Origin of the sequence: Streptomyces sp. NPDC050704, assembly GCF_040654355.1 — a bacterium.
Classification (GTDB): domain Bacteria; phylum Actinomycetota; class Actinomycetes; order Streptomycetales; family Streptomycetaceae; genus Streptomyces.
In genome coordinates, this window is record NZ_JBFAHW010000015.1 from 38,134 (window position 1) to 55,942 (window position 17,809).

The following is a 17,809-nucleotide window of genomic DNA, read 5'->3' on the forward strand; positions in this document are numbered from 1 at the left end:
CGGGCCGGTGGGGGCTTGTCGCGCACTTCCCCGCGCCCCTTGCGGGGCCCGGGGTGGACGGGTGCTTTGAGCCTGCCGGGCTTGAATCAGCGGGGGATCAGCGCGGGGCGGGGCAGTAGCGTGGCCGGAGGGGGACGTGGAGAGGTCGGCGTTCGGGATGGAACGGGTCGGGTTCGGAGTGCTCGGGCCGACGGTCGCCGTCACCGGGGACGGGGACGGGGACGGGGACGGGGACGGGGACGGCGGGTACGCACTCGCCCTGAAGGGGCCGCGGCACCGGGCCGTGCTGGCTCGGCTGATCGTGGCCCGCCGCCGGGTCGTGCCGGTCGGCCGGCTGGTCGAGGATCTGTGGGAGGACCCGCCGGCCGGGGCGGTGGGTGCCGTCCAGACGTTCGTCGGCGCGCTGCGTCGCGTGCTCGAACCGGAGCGGCCGCCGCGGGCGCCGGCCCGGCTGCTGGTCACCGATGGCCCCGGATACGCGCTGCGCGCCGCGCCGGACGCCGTGGACGCCTGGCGTTTCGAGTCGGCCCTCGGCGCCGCGGCGAAGCTGCCGGCCGAGGACGCGCTGCCGGTGCTGGAGGAGGCGCTGGGCTGGTGGCGGGGCCCGGCCTACGCCGAGTTCGCGCAGGAGGACTGGGCCCGGGGTGAACGAGCCCGCCTCGCCGAACTGCGCCTCCAGGCGGTGGAACGGCGGGCCGGGGCCCAACTCGCCCTAGGCCGCCCCGCCGAGGCGGTCCCCGACCTCGACGCCCACCTCACCGACCACCCCTGGCGGGAGGACGCCTGGCGCCTGCTGGCCCTGGCCCTCTACCGCCAGGACCGCCAGGGAGACGCCCTCGGCGTACTGCGCCGGGCCCGCGCGACCCTGGTGGACCGACTGGGCGTCGACCCCGGCCCCCGCTTGCGCCACCTGGAGACGGACATCCTCACCCAGTCCCCGACCCTGGACCTCCCACCGGTTCCACGGACGGCTCCCGGGGCGTCGCCCGAACTGCCGCCCCCGGCAGCCCAGTTGAGGGCGTGCCGGGCGGGTCCGTACGGCCGTGTCGATGCCGCCGCGGGTGTTCCGGCCGGCCAGGACCCGGGCTGTTCGGCTGATCCGGCGGCTTCGGGTTCTCGTTCTCCGGCGGAACTGCCGTCCCCGGCAGCCCGGTTGGGGGCGCGTCCGGCGGGGGCACGCGACGGCACCGGTGTCGACGCGGGTGCTCCGGCCGGCCAGGGTTTGACCCAACCCGCCCTCGCCGTCGACGAGTTGTGGAGTCGGGCCGCCGATGCGTACGACCGGACCGTCGGCGTGGGGGCCCGGGCGCGGCTGGAGTCGGCCGTCGGGCTGGTCCGGAGTCTCGCGGTCACCGGGGGCGGTGGACTGGCGGCGGCGCGGCAGCACCGTATGGCGGCGGTCGTCGCGGCCGAGGAGTTCGGGGACCCGGAGCTGACCGCCCGGGTGATCGGCGCGTACGACGTCCCGGCGATCTGGACGCGCTCCGACGACCCGGTGCTGGCGGAGCGGATCGTGGCCGCCGCCGAGCGCACCCTCGCCGCCCTGCCGTCCGGTACGCACGAGGCGGCCCGCTGCCGGCTGCTCGCCACCGTCGCCCTGGAGTCACGCGGCACCGGCGGGCCGCGCGGGCCCGAAGCCGCACGCCAGGCCGAGGAGATCGCCCGTCGCCTCGACGACCCGGCGCTGCTCGCGTTCACCCTCAACGGGACGTTCATGCAGTCGTTCGGCCGAGCCGGCCTCGCCCCGCGCCGGGACGCGATCGGCGCCGAACTCGTCGAACTGTCGGCCCGCCACGGCCTGGTGACCTACGAGGTCCTCGGCCACCTCATCCGCATCCAGGCACGCAGCGCACTCGCGGACTTCCCGGCCGCGGACACGCACGCGGCCGCCGCGGACCGCCTCGCCGAACGCCACGAACTGCCGTTGGTCGGCGTCTTCACCGACTGGTACGGCGCCCTCCGGCTCGCCGCGTCCGGACAGCCGGCCCGCGCCGAAACCGCCTACCGGTCCGCCGCCGCCCGCCTCGACGGCGCGGGCATGCCAGGCCTGGAACGCGGCCTCCTCCCCCTCGCCCTGCTCTGCCTGCGCCTGACGCAGGGGCTGACGAAGGACCCCGACCCGCACCCCGACCCGCGGGCCGACTGGGGTCCCTACCGCCCCTGGGCCGAGCCGTTCGCCCTGATCGGGGCGGGCCGCCCGGCCGAGGCGCGGACGGCTCTGCGCGCGCTCCCGGAACCCCCGAAGGACCTGCTGTACGAGGCCTGTTGCGCCCTGGAGGCCGAAGCCGCCCTCCGCCTCGGCGACCGGACCGTCCTGGAACGCGCCCGCACCCGCCTGCGCCCGGCCGCCGCCGAACTCGCGGGCGCGGGCAGCGGCCTGCTCACCCTCGGCCCGGTCGAGCGGTACCTCACCGACACCCGGAAACCGCACTGAACCGAGGGACGAGAGATAAGGAGGGAGGCGAGAGACAAGGGACGAGAGATCAGTCCTGCTTGGCCGAGGACCGCGCGGCGGGGGACTTGGCGGCGCGGTTGCCCTCTCCCCGGGCCTCCCGGGCCTCCCGGGCCTTCGGGGCCTCCCGGGCCTTCGGGGCCTCCGGGACCTCCCGGAGGCGCTCCGTGCCGAACTGTGCGGCCTGTCGGGTGTAGTCGTCGTCGGCGCCGGTGAGGCCGCCGTTGGTGAGGGAGAGGGCGTTGTCGCCGACCCGTACGGCGGCGAAGTCCAGGGTGAGGGTGGCGGGCACACCGTCGGGTTCGCCGGTCAGGGCCCGGTCGGTGACGGTACCGCCGGTCACCGTCACGCGCAGCCCCTCGCGGGCCGCGCCCGCATCGGGCAGCGGCAGGTCGGCGACCTGGACCGTCAGCTGCTCACCCCCGGCGTTCGTGGCCGTGAACTCCGCACACGTCGACGGCAAGGTCTTCAGCCAGGCCAGCGACCGGTCCAGCGCCGCCCGGTCGTACGCGGCGACCTGGTGGCGCAACTGCGCCCCGGCCGCCGCGTCGTCGAAGCCCACGACCGCCCGCGCCCCGGCGGGCTCGCCGAGCAGCTCCTCGGTGTACAGGCCGTCGAGCAGCCGCCGGCAGTCGGCCACGTCCGTCTTCCCCTTGAGGAGCGCGTCCCGCCAGGTCGCCGCGCCCTGCGTGCCGACCCACTCCTCGCCCAGGTCCTCGCGGGTGATGAGGGCTGTCTTCGCCTGCGTCTCGGTGAGAGTCCGGGCGACGGTCACCGACGGAGAGGCGGAGGCGGCCCGCGCCTTCCTGGCCAGGGGTGACGCGGAGGCCGCCGCGTCACCCGCCCCGACGGCGTCACTGTTCCCGTTCCCGTTCCCGTCCCCTTTCCCGGTCCCGCCGCCGGACGAGCACGCGGCCGTCGTCAGCAGCGCGGCCGCCGCCAGGGCCGAGGCGAGGACACGGGCGGTACGACGGGACGGACGGGTCATCGCGAATGCCTCCTGAAGATCCTTGGCACGCGGGACCACCTCCCACGCCACCACTCCACCCCCACGGCACCACCGCTCAGTCCCTCCCACCAGCGCACCGGGCCGACCGGGTGAGCCCCGCCCCCGCCCCACTCCCACCGTCCGCCTCTTTCGAGATGCCCCCGCCCGCCCCCGCGCGGACACTGACCCCATGCCGGGAAAGATCGAGGACTACGCCCTGATCGGGGACCTGCTGACCGCCGCCCTCGTCGGCCGGGACGGCAGCCTGGACTGGCTGTGTCTGCCGCGCTTCGACTCACCCGCCTGCTTCGCCGCACTCCTGGGCGACGAGAACAACGGCCGCTGGCGCATCGCCCCCAAGGAAGCCGAGGCAGCCGAGGCACCCAAGGCAGCCGAGGAGAACGGGACGAACCACACGAGCCGTCGTCGCTACCGAGGTGACTCCCTCGTCCTGGAGACCGAGTGGGAGACCCCCACCGGCCGGGCCACGGTCATCGACTTCATGCCGCGCCGCGACGGCGCCCCCTGCGTCGTACGCATCGTGGAGGGCCTGTCAGGCACCGTCGACCTGCGGATGGACCTGCGGCTGCGCTTCGGGTACGGGAGTGTGGTGCCCTGGATGCACCGGGTGGACGGGCAGTTGACGGGGATCGCGGGCCCGGAGTCGGTGTGGCTGTCCACCCCGGTCCGGCCGACCGGACACGGCGAGGCCCACACCGCCGACTTCACCGTCACCGCGGGCGAACAGATCCCCTTCGTCCTCACCTGGCAGCCCTCCCACCTGCCCGCCCCCGACCCGGTGGACCCCTTCGACGCGCTGCGCCGCACCGAGGAATACTGGAAGGAGTGGCTGCGCCCCTTCTCGTACGAGGGCCACTACCGGGACGCGGTCGTACGTTCCCTGATCACGCTGAAAGCTCTCACGTACGAGCCGACCGGCGGCATCGTCGCCGCTCCCACCACCTCCCTCCCCGAACAGATCGGCGGCGTACGCAACTGGGACTACCGCTACTGCTGGTTGCGCGACGCCGGAATGACCCTGGAGGCCCTGCTGCGCAGCGGTTTCACCGCCGAGGCGGACAAGTGGCGGGGCTGGCTGGAACGGGCCGTCGCGGGACGGCCGCAGGACATCCAGATCATGTACGGCATCGGCGGCGAGCGCCGGTTGACCGAGTGGACGGCCGACTGGCTGGGCGGGTACGAGAGTTCGCGCCCGGTACGCATCGGCAACGGAGCCGCCGCCCAGCAACAGCTCGACGTACCCGGTGAGTTGATGGACACCCTCCTGCTGACCCTGCGGGCCGGCCTGCGGCCCGAGCGCCATCTTCTCGCGCTCCAGCGGTCCGTGCTCGACCACCTGGAGAAGACCTGGTCCCGGCCCGACCAGGGGCTGTGGGAGACGCGCGGCGCCCCGCGCCACCACGTCCACTCCAAGGTGATGTGCTGGGTGGCCTTCGACCGGGCGGTACGCATGGCCGAGGACCACGGGCGGCCAGGACCCGTCGCCCACTGGCGCGAGATCCGGGACCGTATCCACCAGGAGGTCTGCGAGAAGGGCTTCGACCCGGTCCGCTCCACCTTCACCCAGTCCTACGGCTCCCGCGCCCTCGACGCCGCGCTCCTCCTCATCCCGGGAACCGGCTTCCTGCCGCCGGACGACCCGAGGGTGCTCGGCACGGTGGCTGCCGTAGAACGGGAACTGGTCTCGGACGGCCTGGTCCGCCGCTACTCGACGGCAGGCCGACCAGCCGACGCATCGGCCCCTTCCAGGACCTCCACCCCTTCCACCTCTCCCAAGAGCTCCACCCCCTCCGCCGCACCTTCCGGGACATCTCCCGACGGTCTCCCGGGGAGCGAGGGGGCCTTCCTGGCCTGCTCCTTCTGGCTTGCGGACGCCCTGCGGCTGACCGGCCGCGAAGGGGAGGCGCGGGAGATCTTCGAGCGGCTGCTGCTCCTGCGCAACGACGTCGGTCTGCTGGCCGAGGAGTACGACCCGCGGGCCCGCCGTCAACTGGGGAACTTCCCGCAGGCGTTCACCCATGTGCCCCTGATCCACGTGGCGTACGAGCTCGACCGCCATGCCCTTCATCATGCGCGAAAATTTGTTCCGTAAAGTGCCGGTGGACATGAGGTGTCGTCTGCGAGGCTGGCGGGATGCAGACCTTTTACAGAAGACTGCTCAAAGCACTGCCCCGTATCGGGGTGAAGGTGCACGATCTCGGGCCCGGTGCGGCGGTGGTCTACCGCCGGGGTGACCGGACCAGCGTTCCCCTGGGGCGGAGTGCCGATCTCGTGTCCCACGGGAGCGGCCGGTACGCGGTCACTCCCCTGGCGGCGGACACGTGGGTCGTCGCGCGGGGTCCCTCGGCAGGGCCGGGGCGCGCGGTGACGAGCGTGCCGTTCGGCGACACCGGGGCGCGGCTCCTCCTCGACAAGGAGGTGACGGCGGACGAGGAACGCGAGTTCCAGCTGGCCGCCGCCCACTATCTCTGCGCCCAGCATGTCGCCGCGCTGCTGGAGCGTTACCGCGTGAACTGCGTCTTCGACGTGGGGGCCAACACCGGGCAGTACGGCAAGGGACTGCGGCGGTTCGGCTACACCGGTCGCATCGTCTCCTTCGAACCTGTTGCCGATACCTTCGCGAAACTCCGGCGGTCCGCGGAGAAGGACCCCGACTGGCAGGTGTACAACTTCGCGCTCGGGCGTGAGGACGCCGTCCAGTCCATCCACGTCGACTGGAAGTCCATGAACTCGCTGCTCCCGCCGAGTGAGTACGGCAAGGGACGCTACAAGCGGTTCGTGAAGGGGCGTACGGAGGAGATCGAGGTCCGGCGGCTCGACGGGGTGATGGAGAAGGTGCTTGAGGGGGTCGCCGATCCCCGGCCCTATCTCAAGATGGACACCCAGGGGTTCGACATGGAGGTGTTCGCCGGGGCGGGCAAGCGGATCGCCGACTTTGTGGGTATGCAGTCCGAGGTTGCCGCGTTGCGGTTGTACGAGGGGAGTCCGGCGATGGGGGAGGCGATCGCCGCGTACGAGGAGGCAGGGTTCGGGATCACGGGGATGTATCCCGTGACTCGGGAGGAGCCTTCTGGGCGGGTCGTGGAGTTCGACTGCGTGATGATGCGCGGGTCCGAGGCCGGTTCGTAGAGACGCCTTCGGCGGTTGGCCCGTTGTTCTGGTGCGGGCCGGCTGTGGCTGGTCGCGCAGTTCCCCGCGCCCCTGAAAGACGAAAGACGGGGGGTCTTGGGGCGGTGTGTGGACTGCGGACGGGTGGGGGCTTGTCGCGCAGTTCCCCGCGCCCCTAAAAGACGAAAGACAGGGGTGGCTTGGGACGGTGTGATCACTGCGGGCCCGGTGGGGGCTGGGTGCGCAGTTCCCCGCGCCCCTAAAAAACAGGCCCGCCAGCGCCGGGCGGGGTCTGAACCTCAGGCCCCACTCGCCCGCTGTCGGCCTCCGGCGTGAGGGGTCGTGTCGGGGTGTCCGATCGCCGCGGCAACGTGCCTGAGGCTGGATATCCCAGAGCGGCGATCGGATATCCCGTCGCGGCACCGGCCCCACCACCTACCTCCCCAGGGGCGCGGGGAACTGCGCGACCAGCCCCCACCGAACCCGCAGACAAACAACCGCCCAACCGCCGGAGGCAGAGGCACCCTCACGGGTCGGTAGGCTGTGGCCACCGCGAACCCCCACCCCGCCCCTTGGCCGGCAGGCCGAAGTGCCGGTCGCGGCCGTCGTGTTGGCCCACTGCTGTGTTGAGGATGATTCGCTGGTGCTCGTCGCGGAGCGTTATCGGTTGGGCGCGTCCATTGGCCGCGGTGGGATGGGCGAGGTGTGGCAGGCCACCGACGAGGTGCTCGGCCGTTCCGTGGCCGTCAAGTTGCTGCTGGGGGACGAGGCCGACAGCGCGGCGGCCGCGCGTTTCCGGCTGGAGGCGCAGACGGCGGCCCGCCTGAGCCACCCCTACGTAGTGGCGGTCTTCGACTTCGGTGCCTGGAACGACCGTTTCTACCTGGTCATGGAACTCGTCGAGGGCCGCAGCCTCGCACAGGAGCTGACCGCGGCCGGCACCCTCACCCCCGACCGCGTGGCGACGATCGCCATGCAGGCCGCGGCCGGCCTGGCCGCCGCACACCGGGAGGGGATCGTGCACCGGGACATCAAGCCCGGCAACCTCCTCGCCGACGCCCAAGGCACCGTAAAGATCGGCGACTTCGGCATCGCCCGCTTCGTCGACGACCCGTCCTCCGCGCTCACCACGGCCGGTCAGATCGTCGGCACCAGCCTCTACCTCGCCCCCGAACGCGCCCTGGGCCGCCCGGCGTCGGCCGCGTCCGACGTGTACTCGCTGGGCTGTGTGCTGTACCAACTCCTCACCGGAAGACCGCCGTTCCAGGCCGAGAGCGCCACGGTCACCCTCCACCAGCACATCGACATGGCTCCCGTACCGCCACGGGAGCGAGGCGTCCAGGTGCCGCCCGCCTTCGAGAACTACCTCCTCGGCCTCCTCGCCAAGCAGCCCGAGGACCGCCCCACGGCCCACGAGGTCGCCGACTGGTTCGCGTCGGGGGCGTGGCAGGGCCGCCCGGAGCCGCTGCCCATGGCTTCACCCGCTGCCGGGTCCCCCAGAACTGCCGGAGCCTCCAGAACTCCCGGAGCCACCGGGCTCACGTACACAGGAAGACCCGGTTCCGACGACCCCGGCCCCCCGACGACGTACCGACTGCCGGCAACCCCCACCCAGACCACCCGCTCTTCCCACTCCTCCCACGCCAACCACTCCGCACCCGCCACTCGGGCCACCCGCTCCAGCCATTCCAGCCATTCCGGCCACTCCGGCCACTCCACCCGTTCCACCCGCTCCACCCGCTCGCGCCGGCCCCAGGCCGGTGGCGGCGTACGAGCACTGGTCACCCGGCGCCCACGGGTCGTCGCTCTCGTCGCCGGTGCGCTGCTCTTCGTGGCGGCGGTGTTCGCCGGCATGACGCTGTTCTCGCCGGACAACAGCGCGGCGGAGACCGGGCAGCAGGACACACCGTCCAGCACCTCGCCCACCGCGACGACGGCGACCGACGAGGCACCCGAGCAGGGAACGGCGAACCAGCCCCAGGACCTCGCTCCCACCCCTACCCCCACGCCCACCCCGACGCCGACACCCACCGTCGATACGACGCCGTCGGTATCCCCTTCCGCTCCCGTCGCGGACCCCCCGGCCGGGCTCCCGAACGGGAACGAGGACGGCGAAGAGGGCGGCGAGGAGGACGGGGAGGACTGAGGAAACGCGTACCTCGACGCGTATGCCCCCTGCTCCTTGACCTCTGCCCCCTGACACCTGCCCCATGACGCATGGATACGGCCCCGGCGCCGGCCTCCCCCGTGGATGCTCCGGCACCGGGGCCGTATCCGTCCCCCGTTCGCCCCCCGTTTCTGCCCGCCCATCCTGACCCGGGTCCGGCGCCCGGCGCTCCGTACGCGCCCGGCATCAAGGGCGCGTAAAGATTGCCGGGATACGGCAATGTGCGCAGGCGTCCACGCCTGACAGAATGTCCGTCGATCGAGGTGACCGGTGCGGACGGGGGAGGTGGGCCGGGTGAACCTTTTTCTTGGTCTCGGCATCGCGGGACTCGTCGTACTGGTCCTGGCACTGGTCTTCGACGGGATCCTCGAAGGGCTCTTCGGCGGGGCTGGTGTGCTGGACGGACTCTTCGACGGGCTGCTCTCGCTGCCGGTCGTCGCCGGGTTCGTCTCGATGCTCGGCTTCGGCGGCGCGATCGTCCTCGGCACGACCGGACTCGGCGCCGGGCCCGCCACCGCGGTGGGCGTCGGAGCGGGTGCCGCGGCGGGTTGGCTGACCTGGCGGTTCAGCCGTGCCCTGATGCGGGACGAGCCCGCCGCCACCCCGCGCGGCACCGACCTCGTGGGCAGTGCGGGCTCGGTGGTCACTCCGATCCCGGCGGACGGTTACGGCGAGGTCCTCGTGTATCTCGCGGGCCAGCCGTTGAAGCTGGCGGCCAAGAGCCCCCAGCCGGTGGCCCGGGGCGCCGAGATCTGGGTCGAGGAGTCCCTGTCACCGACGTCGGTGGCGGTCCGCCCGATCCAGCGCTGAACCCGGCCGGCACCGAACCGGCCGCCGAGTTCATACGCGTCACCACACCTCACACCTCACACCTCATACCTCGGACGCGGCACCACAGCTCATTGGGCCAGCGGCACCACAGCTCATCAGCTCATTCGTCAACAGGGGGAATTCTCCATGAGTCCAGTTCTCGTCGCCGTCGTGGGAGCCGTCGCACTCCTCGTACTGCTCGCACTCGTCGTGGTCACCCGCTACAAGGTGGCCGGGCCCAGCCAGGCGTTCATCGTCACCGGGCGGCGCGGCAAGAAGTCCACCGACCCGGACACCGGGCGGGTGTTCACCGACAACAGCGGCCAGAAGGTCGTGGTCGGCGGCGGAGTATTCGTCGTGCCGTTCGTGCAGCAGAAGTTCACCCTCGACCTGTCCAGCCGGCACATCCCCATCGCGGTGCGCGGCGCGGTCACGCTGCGCGGGGTGAAGGCGCACCTCGAAGGCGTCGCCATCGTCAAGGTCGGCGGCACCGAGGACTCGATCCGCGCGGCCGCCCAGCGGTTCCTGATGCAGCAGGACGGCATCGTCGGCTTCACCCAGGAAGTGCTCTCCGGCGCACTGCGCTCCATCGTGGGCCGTATGTCGGTGGAGGACATCATCCGGGACCGTGCCGCGTTCGCCGGGCAGGTGGCGGAGGAGGCCGAGGCGAGCCTGTCCGGGCAGGGCCTGGTCCTGGACGCCTTCCAGATCCAGGACATCACCACCGAGGGCTCGTACCTGGAGGACCTGGGCAGGCCCGAGGCCGCCCGCGCCAAGCAGGAGGCCGACATCGCCGAGGCGGTGGCCCGGCGGGCCGCCGAGCAGGCCCGGCTGAAGGCCGAGGAGGAGATCGCGATCGCCCAGCGGACCTTCGCCCTCAAGACTGCGGAGATCAAGGCCGAGACGGACGAGGCGGCGGCGCGTGCCGCGGCCGCGGGTCCGCTGGCCGAGGCGGCCCGGCAGCAGGATGTGCTGAGCGAGCAGGAGAAGGTCGCCGAGCGGCAGGCCGCGCTGACCGACCGCGAGCTGGACTCCAGGATTCGCAAGCCCGCCGACGCCGCCCGCTACCAGGCCGAGCAGGAGGCCGAGGCCCGGCGTATCGCGCAGGTCAAGGAGGCCGAGGCGGACGCCCAGCGGTCGCGGCTGACCGGTGAGGGCGAGAAGGCGCACCGCGCCGCGCTGGCCGACGCCGTGCGTATCGAGGGTGAGGCGGAGGCGGCCGCGATCGGCGCGAAGGGCGCCGCCGAGGCCGACGCGATGCGGAAGAAGGCCGACGCGTTCGCCCAGTACGGCGACGCGGCCGTGCTCCAGATGCTGGTCGAGGTGCTGCCGCAGGTCGTCGCCAAGGCGTCCGAGCCGCTCAGCGCCATCGACAAGATGACGGTGATCTCCACGGACGGGGCGAGCCAGCTGTCGCGTACGGTCGCCGACAACGTCGCCCAGGGCGTCGAACTCCTCAATTCCACCACGGGAGTCGACCTCGCGGAGCTCCTCCGGAGTGTCACGGCGCCCAAGCCGGCACCCAAGCCGGCCGCCGGCACGGTCGAGATCAACGGCAAGGTCGAAGTGACGGACTGACGGTACGGCTGGAGTTCGTCTGCGGGTGAGTGGGGGCTGGTCGCGCAGTTCCCACCGGGTCGCTTTTCAGGGGCGCGGGGAACTGCGCGATCAACCCCCACCGGGCCGCAGAGGAACCCGTCGCACAGCCCCCCGTAGGGTGAACTCACGCCGAGATCGACACCGAACAGGGGAACAGTCATGGGCACTCCACGCCTCAGCAGTACGCCGTTGCCGGGCATCGGTGTGCGGTACGACCTGACGACACGCGAGCAGCGCCGCCTGTCGGTGGTCGCGCACAGGGACGGCGCCCGGACCCTCAGCGCGTACCGCAAGGACGACCCGGACGCCTGCGCCCTCTCGGTGCGGCTCTCCGCGGGAGAGTCGGCGGCGCTCATCGACGCGCTGATGCCCGCGCACCACAGCCCGAACCTGCTGTCCACCACGGAACTGGGACTGGTCGCCGAGCGGGTCGAGCTGTCGTCGGTCTCGCACTGGAACGGGCGGCTGCTGGGCGACACCCGGATGCGTACCGAGACCGGCGCCTCGATCGTCGCGGTGCTGCGCCGGGCGGAAGCCATCCCCTCCCCCACGCCGGACTTCCGGCTGGCCGGCGGCGACATCCTGATCGTGATCGGTACCCGCGAGGGTGTCGAGACGGCGGCGACGATACTCGGACGGGAGTGACGGAAGCTGTGCACTCCTCCGCGACGTTCCTGATCGAGTTCGGTGCGATCATCCTGGGTCTGGGGCTGCTCGGCCGGTTCGCCGGGCGCTTCCAGTTCTCCCCCATTCCCCTCTATCTGCTGGCCGGGCTCGCCTTCGGCGAGGGCGGGCTGCTGCCGCTGGGCACCAGCGAGGAGTTCGTGGCGATCGGCGCCGAGATCGGTGTCGTGCTGCTGCTGCTCATGCTCGGCCTGGAGTACACGGCGACCGACCTGGTCTCCAACCTCAAGACGCAGTACCCGGCCGGCCTGGTGGACGCCGCGCTGAACGCTCTGCCGGGCGCGGCGATGGCGCTGCTGCTCGGCTGGGGGCCGGTGGCCGCCGTGGTCCTCGCCGGAGTCACCTGGATCTCCTCCTCCGGCGTCATCGCCAAGGTCCTCGGCGACCTGGGCCGGCTCGGCAACCGCGAGACGCCGGTCATCCTGAGCATCCTGGTCCTCGAAGACCTCTCCATGGCCGTCTACCTGCCGATCATCACCGCCCTGCTGGCCGGCAGCGGCCTGGCGGCGGGCAGCGTCACCCTCGCCGTGGCGCTCGGCGCCGCCGGACTCGTACTCGTCGTCGCGGTCCGCTACGGCCGCCACATCTCCCGCTTCGTCTCCAGCGACGACCCCGAGAAGCTGCTGCTGGTCGTGCTGGGGCTGACGTTGCTGGTGGCCGGGCTTGCCCAGCAGTTGCAGGTCTCGGCCGCGGTGGGCGCGTTCCTGGTCGGCATCGCGTTGTCCGGCGAGGTCGCCGAGGGGGCGCACGGTCTCCTCTCCCCGCTCCGCGACCTCTTCGCGGCGGTGTTCTTCGTCTTCTTCGGCCTGCACACCGACCCGGCCAGCATTCCGCCCGTGCTGCTGCCCGCGCTCGCGCTGGCGGTCGTCACCGCCGGTACGAAGATCGCCACCGGCTACTGGGCCGCCAGACGTGCCGGCATTTCCGTCAAGGGTCGCTGGCGGGCGGGCGGCACGCTGGTGGCCCGGGGCGAGTTCTCCATCGTCATCGCCGGGCTCGCCGTCACGTCCGGCATCGAGCCCAGACTCGGGCCGCTGGCCACCGCGTACGTTTTGATCCTGGTCATCGTCGGGCCGCTCACCGCCCGCTTTACGGAGCCGGTGGCGACGCGACTCATCGGCTTCCGCCGGGGCGCGGCCGATGGGGCTGGGTCTGGGGCTGGGTCTGAGACTGCGACTGGGTCGGCGTCGGCGTCGGACCGGGACTCCGTCCCGAGCCCTGACGTGCCTGCCGAGAAGTAGCGATCGTGCGGGTTGTGTGTGGCTGGGCGCGCAGTTCCCCGCGCCCCTGGGTGGGTGGGGGCTGAGGCTGGTTTGTTGGGGTGCGGGGGCGCGGCGGGATGTGCGTCCGCAGCCGCTGACGTAAAGCGCGGCTGTGCTCGGTGGTCCGGCGCTGATGTCGTCGTACGCTGCGGCCACACATCCCACCACGCCCCCTCCGCCGAGTGGCGATACCGAGTGGCCTCGCCCGCCGGGAGGGGGGCGCGAGCAACCCACGCCCACCGCGCCCCTTTCAGGGGCGCGGGGAACGGCGCGAGCAACCCACGACGACCCGCACCCGACAACCGGCATCCAGTCCAGCCCCGTCAGGGGCGCGGGGAACTGCGCGAGCAACCCACCACGACCCGCACCCGACAACCGGCGCGAGCCACCCCAATTAGGGGCGCGGGGAACGGCGCGACCGGCCCCGGGCGACGTGGCCTTTAACTCAGTTGGTGCGCAAGGCAATTGGGTGAGTGACGATTTGACAGAGCCTCAACCTCCCCAGTAACTCTAGCCACATGACATTCATTTTCACCAGCGGAGCCTGACCATGCGCGTCGCATTCGTCGGCAAGGGCGGCAGCGGCAAGACCACCCTGTCCGCCCTCTTCTCCCGTCACCTGGCGCGCTCCGGCGCCCCGGTAGTCGCCATCGACGGCGACATCAACCAGCACCTGGCGTACGCGCTCGGACTCGACGAGGCGGAACCCTTCGCCGCGCCGCCGCTCAGCTCGCGGCTGGGCGAGATCAAGGACTTCCTGCGCGGCACCAACCCGCGCATCGCGTCCCGCGACGCCATGATCAAGACCACCCCGCCGGGCCGCGGCTCCCGCCTGCTGCGCCCGCTCGGCGACGACGAGGTGCACGCCCGGCACATCCAACTCGTGGACGGCGTACCGGTGATGGTGACCGGCGCCTTCGACGAGAGCGATCTCGGGGTGTCCTGCTACCACTCCAAGCTCGGCGCGGTCGAGCTGTACCTCAACCATCTGGTGGACGGCCCCGGCGAGTACGTCGTCGTCGACATGACGGCCGGCGCCGACGCCTTCGCCTCCGGCCTGTTCACCCGCTTCGACCTGACCATCCTGGTCGCCGAACCGACCCGCAAGGGCGTCTCGGTCTACCGCCAGTACCGCGACCACGCCGCCGAGTTCGGCATCCCGATCGCGGTCGTCGGCAACAAGGTCACCGGCGAGGACGACCTGCTCTTCCTCAAGGAGCACGTCGGCGACGACCTGCTGGCGTACTGCGAGCAATCCTCCTGGGTCCGCGCCCGGGAACAGGGGCGCGGCGAGGGTGAGTTGGAGCCGCACAACCTACACACGCTGCGGTTGCTGAAGGACGCTCTCGACGCCCGTACGAAGGACTGGGACACCTTCCAGCGGCACGCCGTCGAGTTCCACCTGCGCAACGCCACCGCGTGGGCCGACCGCGCGACGGGCCAGGACCTCGCCACCCAGGTGGACCCGGACTTCCGCCACGGCCCCGCGGCACTGACGGCGCCGGCCTCGGTCTGAGCCGCGCTCACCCCCGCACCCGCACCTCCCCCGCACCCCCCCACCCGAACCAACAGACAGGACCCCCTCATGTCGCTCGACGTCTCCCCGCAGCTGCTCGCCGAAGCCGAGAACGGCCAGGTGCGGGAGGAGGACTTCGTCGAAACGGTCCGTACGTCCCTGCCGTACGCCTACGATCTCGTCGCCCGCCTCGCCGGTGAACTGGGCTCGGGGACCGCCGAGTTCGCCGACAACCAGACCCCGCCGCCCTCCGAGAAGGAGCGCGGCCAGCTGCTGCGTGCCCTGTCCAGCGACGCGATCCGGGGCAGCCTGGAGCGTCACTTCGGCATCGCCCTGGCCTTCCAGAACTGCCACCGCGTCGCGGCCTTCCGCCCGGAGTCCCGCGGCGGCGAGACGTACACCCGCTTCACCTCGCTGCGCTCGCAGATCCTCAACCAGTCACCGGAGTTCCGCGACTGCTGAGACGGATTCCGAGTGGTCCCGGGACGGATTCCGAGTGATCCTCGGCGATTCCCACTAGGGGGCCTCCTGGGGTAATCCCCCAGCTATATAGGCCTGTTGGCATGATGTGGCGTTCGGAGAAGATCCGCGAGGCTCTTCCGTATGACGAAGACCAAGCGAAACGCCGCCCTGCTCGCCGCCTCCGCCACAGTCCTCGGCCTCACCGCATCGCTCACCGCCCCCCTCACCGCGACGGCCTCCACGCCCGCCGCTGCCGCAAAGCCGCTCGACTGGGCCAAGTGCGAGGGGGGCGGGCTCGATCCCCGGCAGGAGTGCGCGACCGTCCAGGTGCCGATGGACTACTCCGACCCGGGCGGCAGGAAGATCGGCATCGCCGTCTCCCGCATTCCGAGCGAGAATCCGGCCGCCCGCCGCGGTGTGCTGCTGCTGATCCCCGGCGGGCCCGGCGGGTCCAGTCTCGACAACCCGTCGGGCAAGGGGCAGAAGCTGCCGCAGGAGGTGCGGGACGCGTACGACCTGATCGGGTTCGACCCGCGCGGGTTCGGGCGTTCCGCGCCGGTCAGCTGTGGTCTCGAACGCGGTGACCTGGCTCTGTCGAAGCTGCGGCCCTGGCCCGCGCCGGACGGGTCCGTCACCGAGAACATGGCCAACGCGAAGCGGCTCTCCGAGGCCTGTGCGCGCAACGGCGGTGAGCTGATGCGGCACATCAGCACCGCGAACAACGCCCGTGACCTCGACCGTGTCAGGGCCGCGCTCGGCGAGCGGAAGGTCTCCGCGTGGGGTGTCTCGTACGGGACGTATGTCGGCGCGGTCTACAGCCAGTTGTTCCCGCACCGCACCGACCGCTTCGTGCTGGACAGCAACGACGACCCCGACCACACCCGCGTCTCCCGGGCCTGGCTCGCCGGGCACGAGGTGGGCGTCGAGGACGTCTTCCCCGAGTTCGCCGAGTGGGCTTCGGCGCCCGGGAACCCGTACCGGCTGGCCGATACGGCGGCCGAGGTGCGGCCGCTGTTCCTGCGGCTCGCCTCGCGGCTCGACCGGGAGCCGATCCCCTGGCCCGGTGCCAACCCGGCGGAGCTGAACGGGAATGTGCTGCGCCAGACCATGCTGGACACCCTCTACGACCCCGACCGCTTCGCGGGGCTGGCCCAGTTGATGCTGGCCGCGCAGCGGGGCGCCGTGCCGGCCGCGCCCGCGATGCCGGACGAGGCCGTGCTGCAGAACGTCACCGCGGTCGGAGCGGGGACGCTCTGCAACGACGTCGAGTGGCCGTCGTCGGCCTCCGTGTACCAGAAGGGCGTGGACGAGAGCCGGGCGAAGTACCCGTTGACCGCGGGGATGCCGAGGAACGCGATGGTCTGTGCCGCCTGGCCGTACCGGCCGAAGGAGGCGCCCGTGCGGATCACCGATGACGGTCCCTCGAACATCCTGCTCGTCCAGAACGAGCGGGATGTGGCGACTCCGCTGCGCGGTGCCCTTCGGCTGCGCCGGGCCCTTGGTGAGCGGGCCGTTCTGGTGACTGTGAACTCCACCGGGCACGACGCGTATCTCGCCAATGGGAACGCGTGCGGGGATGGGACTGTGTCCCGTTATTTGGCCACGGGGGTGCGGCCGGGCCGGGACACCTACTGCGGCTGAGGGCCGCAGGGGTGCCTCCGGGGGCCTTGGGGTGGTGCGTGGGCTGCGGGCCGGTGGGGGCTGGTCGCGCAGTTCCCCGCGCCCCTGAATACGGGGGCGTCGCGCCGGTTCGTAGGCTGCGGGCCGGGTGGGGCCGGTCGCGCTCACGCGGCGGAGCCGCATGTTGGCACAGCCCCGCGCCCCTGAAATACGGGGGCTCGCGCCGGTTCGTAGGGTGCGGGTCGGTGGGGGCTGGGCGCGCCCACGCGGCGGGGCCGCATGTTGGCACAGCCCCGCGCCCCTGAAATACGGGGGCTCGCGCCGGTTCGTAGCCTGCCTGTTGGCGTCGGCTGGGTGCGCCGTTCCCCGCGCCCCTTGCGGGGCCGGGGTCGGCGTCGGCGTTGGGGTCAGACTCCGACGCCGAAGTCCGAGGCGATGCCGGCCAGGCCGGAGGCGTAGCCCTGGCCCACTGCGCGGAACTTCCACTCGGCGCCGTTGCGGTAGAGCTCGCCGAAGACCATGGCGGTCTCGGTGGCCGCGTCTTCCGACAGGTCGTAGCGGGCGATCTCGGCGCCGCCGGCCTGGTTGACGACGCGGATGAAGGCGCCCCGGACCTGGCCGAAGCTCTGGCCGCGGCTCTCGGCGTCGTGGATGGAGACGGGGAAGACGATCTTCGCGACCTCGGCGGGCACGGTCGCGAGGTTCACCTTGACGGACTCGTCGTCGCCCTCGCCCTCGCCGGTGAGGTTGTCGCCGGTGTGCTCGACCGAACCGTCCGGGCTCTTCAGGTTGTTGTAGAAGATGAAGTGCTGGTCGGAGAGGACCTTGCCCGACTCGTCGACCAGCAGCGCGGAGGCGTCGAGGTCGTAGTCGGTGCCCGTCGTGGTCCGTACGTCCCAGCCGAGGCCGACCAGAACCGCGGTCAGGCCAGGTACCTCCTTGCTGAGCGAGACGTTGCCACCCTTGGCCAGGGAAACTCCCACGCTGATCTCCTTCTTGGTGTGTGCGGTCCGGACCCGCGCCAGGACCCGGACCGCAAAATCTACAACACTGTAGAAAATGTGGAAGGGTTCGGGCGCAGCAGGATGTGTCCGGGCCCCGCGGCTTTTACGATGCCGCT

At 71.9% G+C, this 17,809-nt stretch carries 13 protein-coding genes; 11 read left to right on the forward strand and 2 right to left on the reverse strand.

The genetic code is table 11. The features are described 5' to 3' along the window. Positions 1–157: 157 nt before the first annotated feature. Complete coding sequence (locus AB0I18_RS11210; protein ID WP_363105223.1) at positions 158–2,434, forward strand: BTAD domain-containing putative transcriptional regulator; 2,277 nt, start codon at positions 158–160, stop codon at positions 2,432–2,434. A 49-nt stretch (positions 2,435–2,483) separates the two neighbouring features. Here AB0I18_RS11210 and AB0I18_RS11215 read toward each other — a convergent pair whose 3' ends face one another. Then, positions 2,484–3,440, reverse strand: a complete 957-nt coding sequence (locus AB0I18_RS11215; RefSeq protein WP_363105149.1) for a hypothetical protein — start codon at positions 3,438–3,440, stop codon at positions 2,484–2,486. Between the two features lie 190 nt (positions 3,441–3,630). On the opposite strand from AB0I18_RS11215, the gene AB0I18_RS11220 reads away from it, so the two are divergent. From AB0I18_RS11220 to AB0I18_RS11265, 10 genes are all read left to right on the forward strand, one after another. Further along, positions 3,631–5,553 carry a glycoside hydrolase family 15 protein gene (locus tag AB0I18_RS11220; RefSeq protein WP_363105150.1) on the forward strand — a complete coding sequence of 641 codons (1,923 nt, stop codon included), beginning with the start codon at positions 3,631–3,633 and terminating at the stop codon, positions 5,551–5,553. 41 nt (positions 5,554–5,594) lie between these two features. After that, the gene (locus tag AB0I18_RS11225) at positions 5,595–6,590 is read left to right on the forward strand and encodes an FkbM family methyltransferase (RefSeq protein ID WP_363105151.1); all 996 of its coding nucleotides are present in this window, start codon (positions 5,595–5,597) and stop codon (positions 6,588–6,590) included. 622 nt (positions 6,591–7,212) lie between these two features. Further along, entirely contained in the window at positions 7,213–8,715 is a 1,503-nt protein-coding gene (locus AB0I18_RS11230; protein ID WP_363105152.1) for a serine/threonine-protein kinase, read from the forward strand. A 315-nt stretch (positions 8,716–9,030) separates the two neighbouring features. Then, entirely contained in the window at positions 9,031–9,546 is a 516-nt protein-coding gene (locus AB0I18_RS11235; protein ID WP_363105153.1) for a hypothetical protein, read from the forward strand. A 147-nt stretch (positions 9,547–9,693) separates the two neighbouring features. Next, positions 9,694–11,124, forward strand: coding sequence for an SPFH domain-containing protein (locus tag AB0I18_RS11240; RefSeq protein ID WP_363105154.1), 1,431 nt, complete (start codon positions 9,694–9,696; stop codon positions 11,122–11,124). Between the two features lie 180 nt (positions 11,125–11,304). Beyond that, positions 11,305–11,790, forward strand: coding sequence for a TrkA C-terminal domain-containing protein (locus AB0I18_RS11245; RefSeq protein ID WP_363105155.1), 486 nt, complete (start codon positions 11,305–11,307; stop codon positions 11,788–11,790). An 8-nt stretch (positions 11,791–11,798) separates the two neighbouring features. Further along, positions 11,799–13,070 (forward strand): cation:proton antiporter, encoded by a 1,272-nt coding sequence (locus tag AB0I18_RS11250; RefSeq protein WP_363105224.1) that lies wholly within the window; start codon positions 11,799–11,801, stop codon positions 13,068–13,070. A gap of 571 nt (positions 13,071–13,641) precedes the next feature. Further along, positions 13,642–14,607, forward strand: a complete 966-nt coding sequence (locus tag AB0I18_RS11255; RefSeq protein WP_363105156.1) for an ATP-binding protein — start codon at positions 13,642–13,644, stop codon at positions 14,605–14,607. A gap of 69 nt (positions 14,608–14,676) precedes the next feature. After that, positions 14,677–15,069 (forward strand): SCO5389 family protein, encoded by a 393-nt coding sequence (locus AB0I18_RS11260; protein WP_363105157.1) that lies wholly within the window; start codon positions 14,677–14,679, stop codon positions 15,067–15,069. 141 nt (positions 15,070–15,210) lie between these two features. Next, a complete protein-coding gene (locus AB0I18_RS11265; protein WP_363105158.1) occupies positions 15,211–16,710 on the forward strand; it encodes an alpha/beta hydrolase in 1,500 nt (499 codons plus the stop codon). 386 nt (positions 16,711–17,096) lie between these two features. Here the strand turns inward: AB0I18_RS11265 and AB0I18_RS11270 are convergent, their stop codons facing one another. Beyond that, positions 17,097–17,672 (reverse strand): TerD family protein, encoded by a 576-nt coding sequence (locus AB0I18_RS11270; RefSeq protein ID WP_363105159.1) that lies wholly within the window; start codon positions 17,670–17,672, stop codon positions 17,097–17,099. Between the last annotated feature and the right edge of the window lie 137 nt (positions 17,673–17,809).

What these genes read in the sequence shown, in the direction of transcription:
- AB0I18_RS11210 (WP_363105223.1), top strand. Translation starts at nt 158, where the DNA reads ATGGAACGGGTCGGGTTCGGAGTGCTCGGGCCGACGGTCGCCGTCACC.
- AB0I18_RS11215 (WP_363105149.1), bottom strand. Translation starts at nt 3,440, where the DNA reads ATGACCCGTCCGTCCCGTCGTACCGCCCGTGTCCTCGCCTCGGCCCTG.
- AB0I18_RS11220 (WP_363105150.1), top strand. Translation starts at nt 3,631, where the DNA reads ATGCCGGGAAAGATCGAGGACTACGCCCTGATCGGGGACCTGCTGACC.
- AB0I18_RS11225 (WP_363105151.1), top strand. Translation starts at nt 5,595, where the DNA reads ATGCAGACCTTTTACAGAAGACTGCTCAAAGCACTGCCCCGTATCGGG.
- AB0I18_RS11240 (WP_363105154.1), top strand. Translation starts at nt 9,694, where the DNA reads ATGAGTCCAGTTCTCGTCGCCGTCGTGGGAGCCGTCGCACTCCTCGTA.
- AB0I18_RS11245 (WP_363105155.1), top strand. Translation starts at nt 11,305, where the DNA reads ATGGGCACTCCACGCCTCAGCAGTACGCCGTTGCCGGGCATCGGTGTG.
- AB0I18_RS11255 (WP_363105156.1), top strand. Translation starts at nt 13,642, where the DNA reads ATGCGCGTCGCATTCGTCGGCAAGGGCGGCAGCGGCAAGACCACCCTG.
- AB0I18_RS11260 (WP_363105157.1), top strand. Translation starts at nt 14,677, where the DNA reads ATGTCGCTCGACGTCTCCCCGCAGCTGCTCGCCGAAGCCGAGAACGGC.
- AB0I18_RS11265 (WP_363105158.1), top strand. Translation starts at nt 15,211, where the DNA reads ATGACGAAGACCAAGCGAAACGCCGCCCTGCTCGCCGCCTCCGCCACA.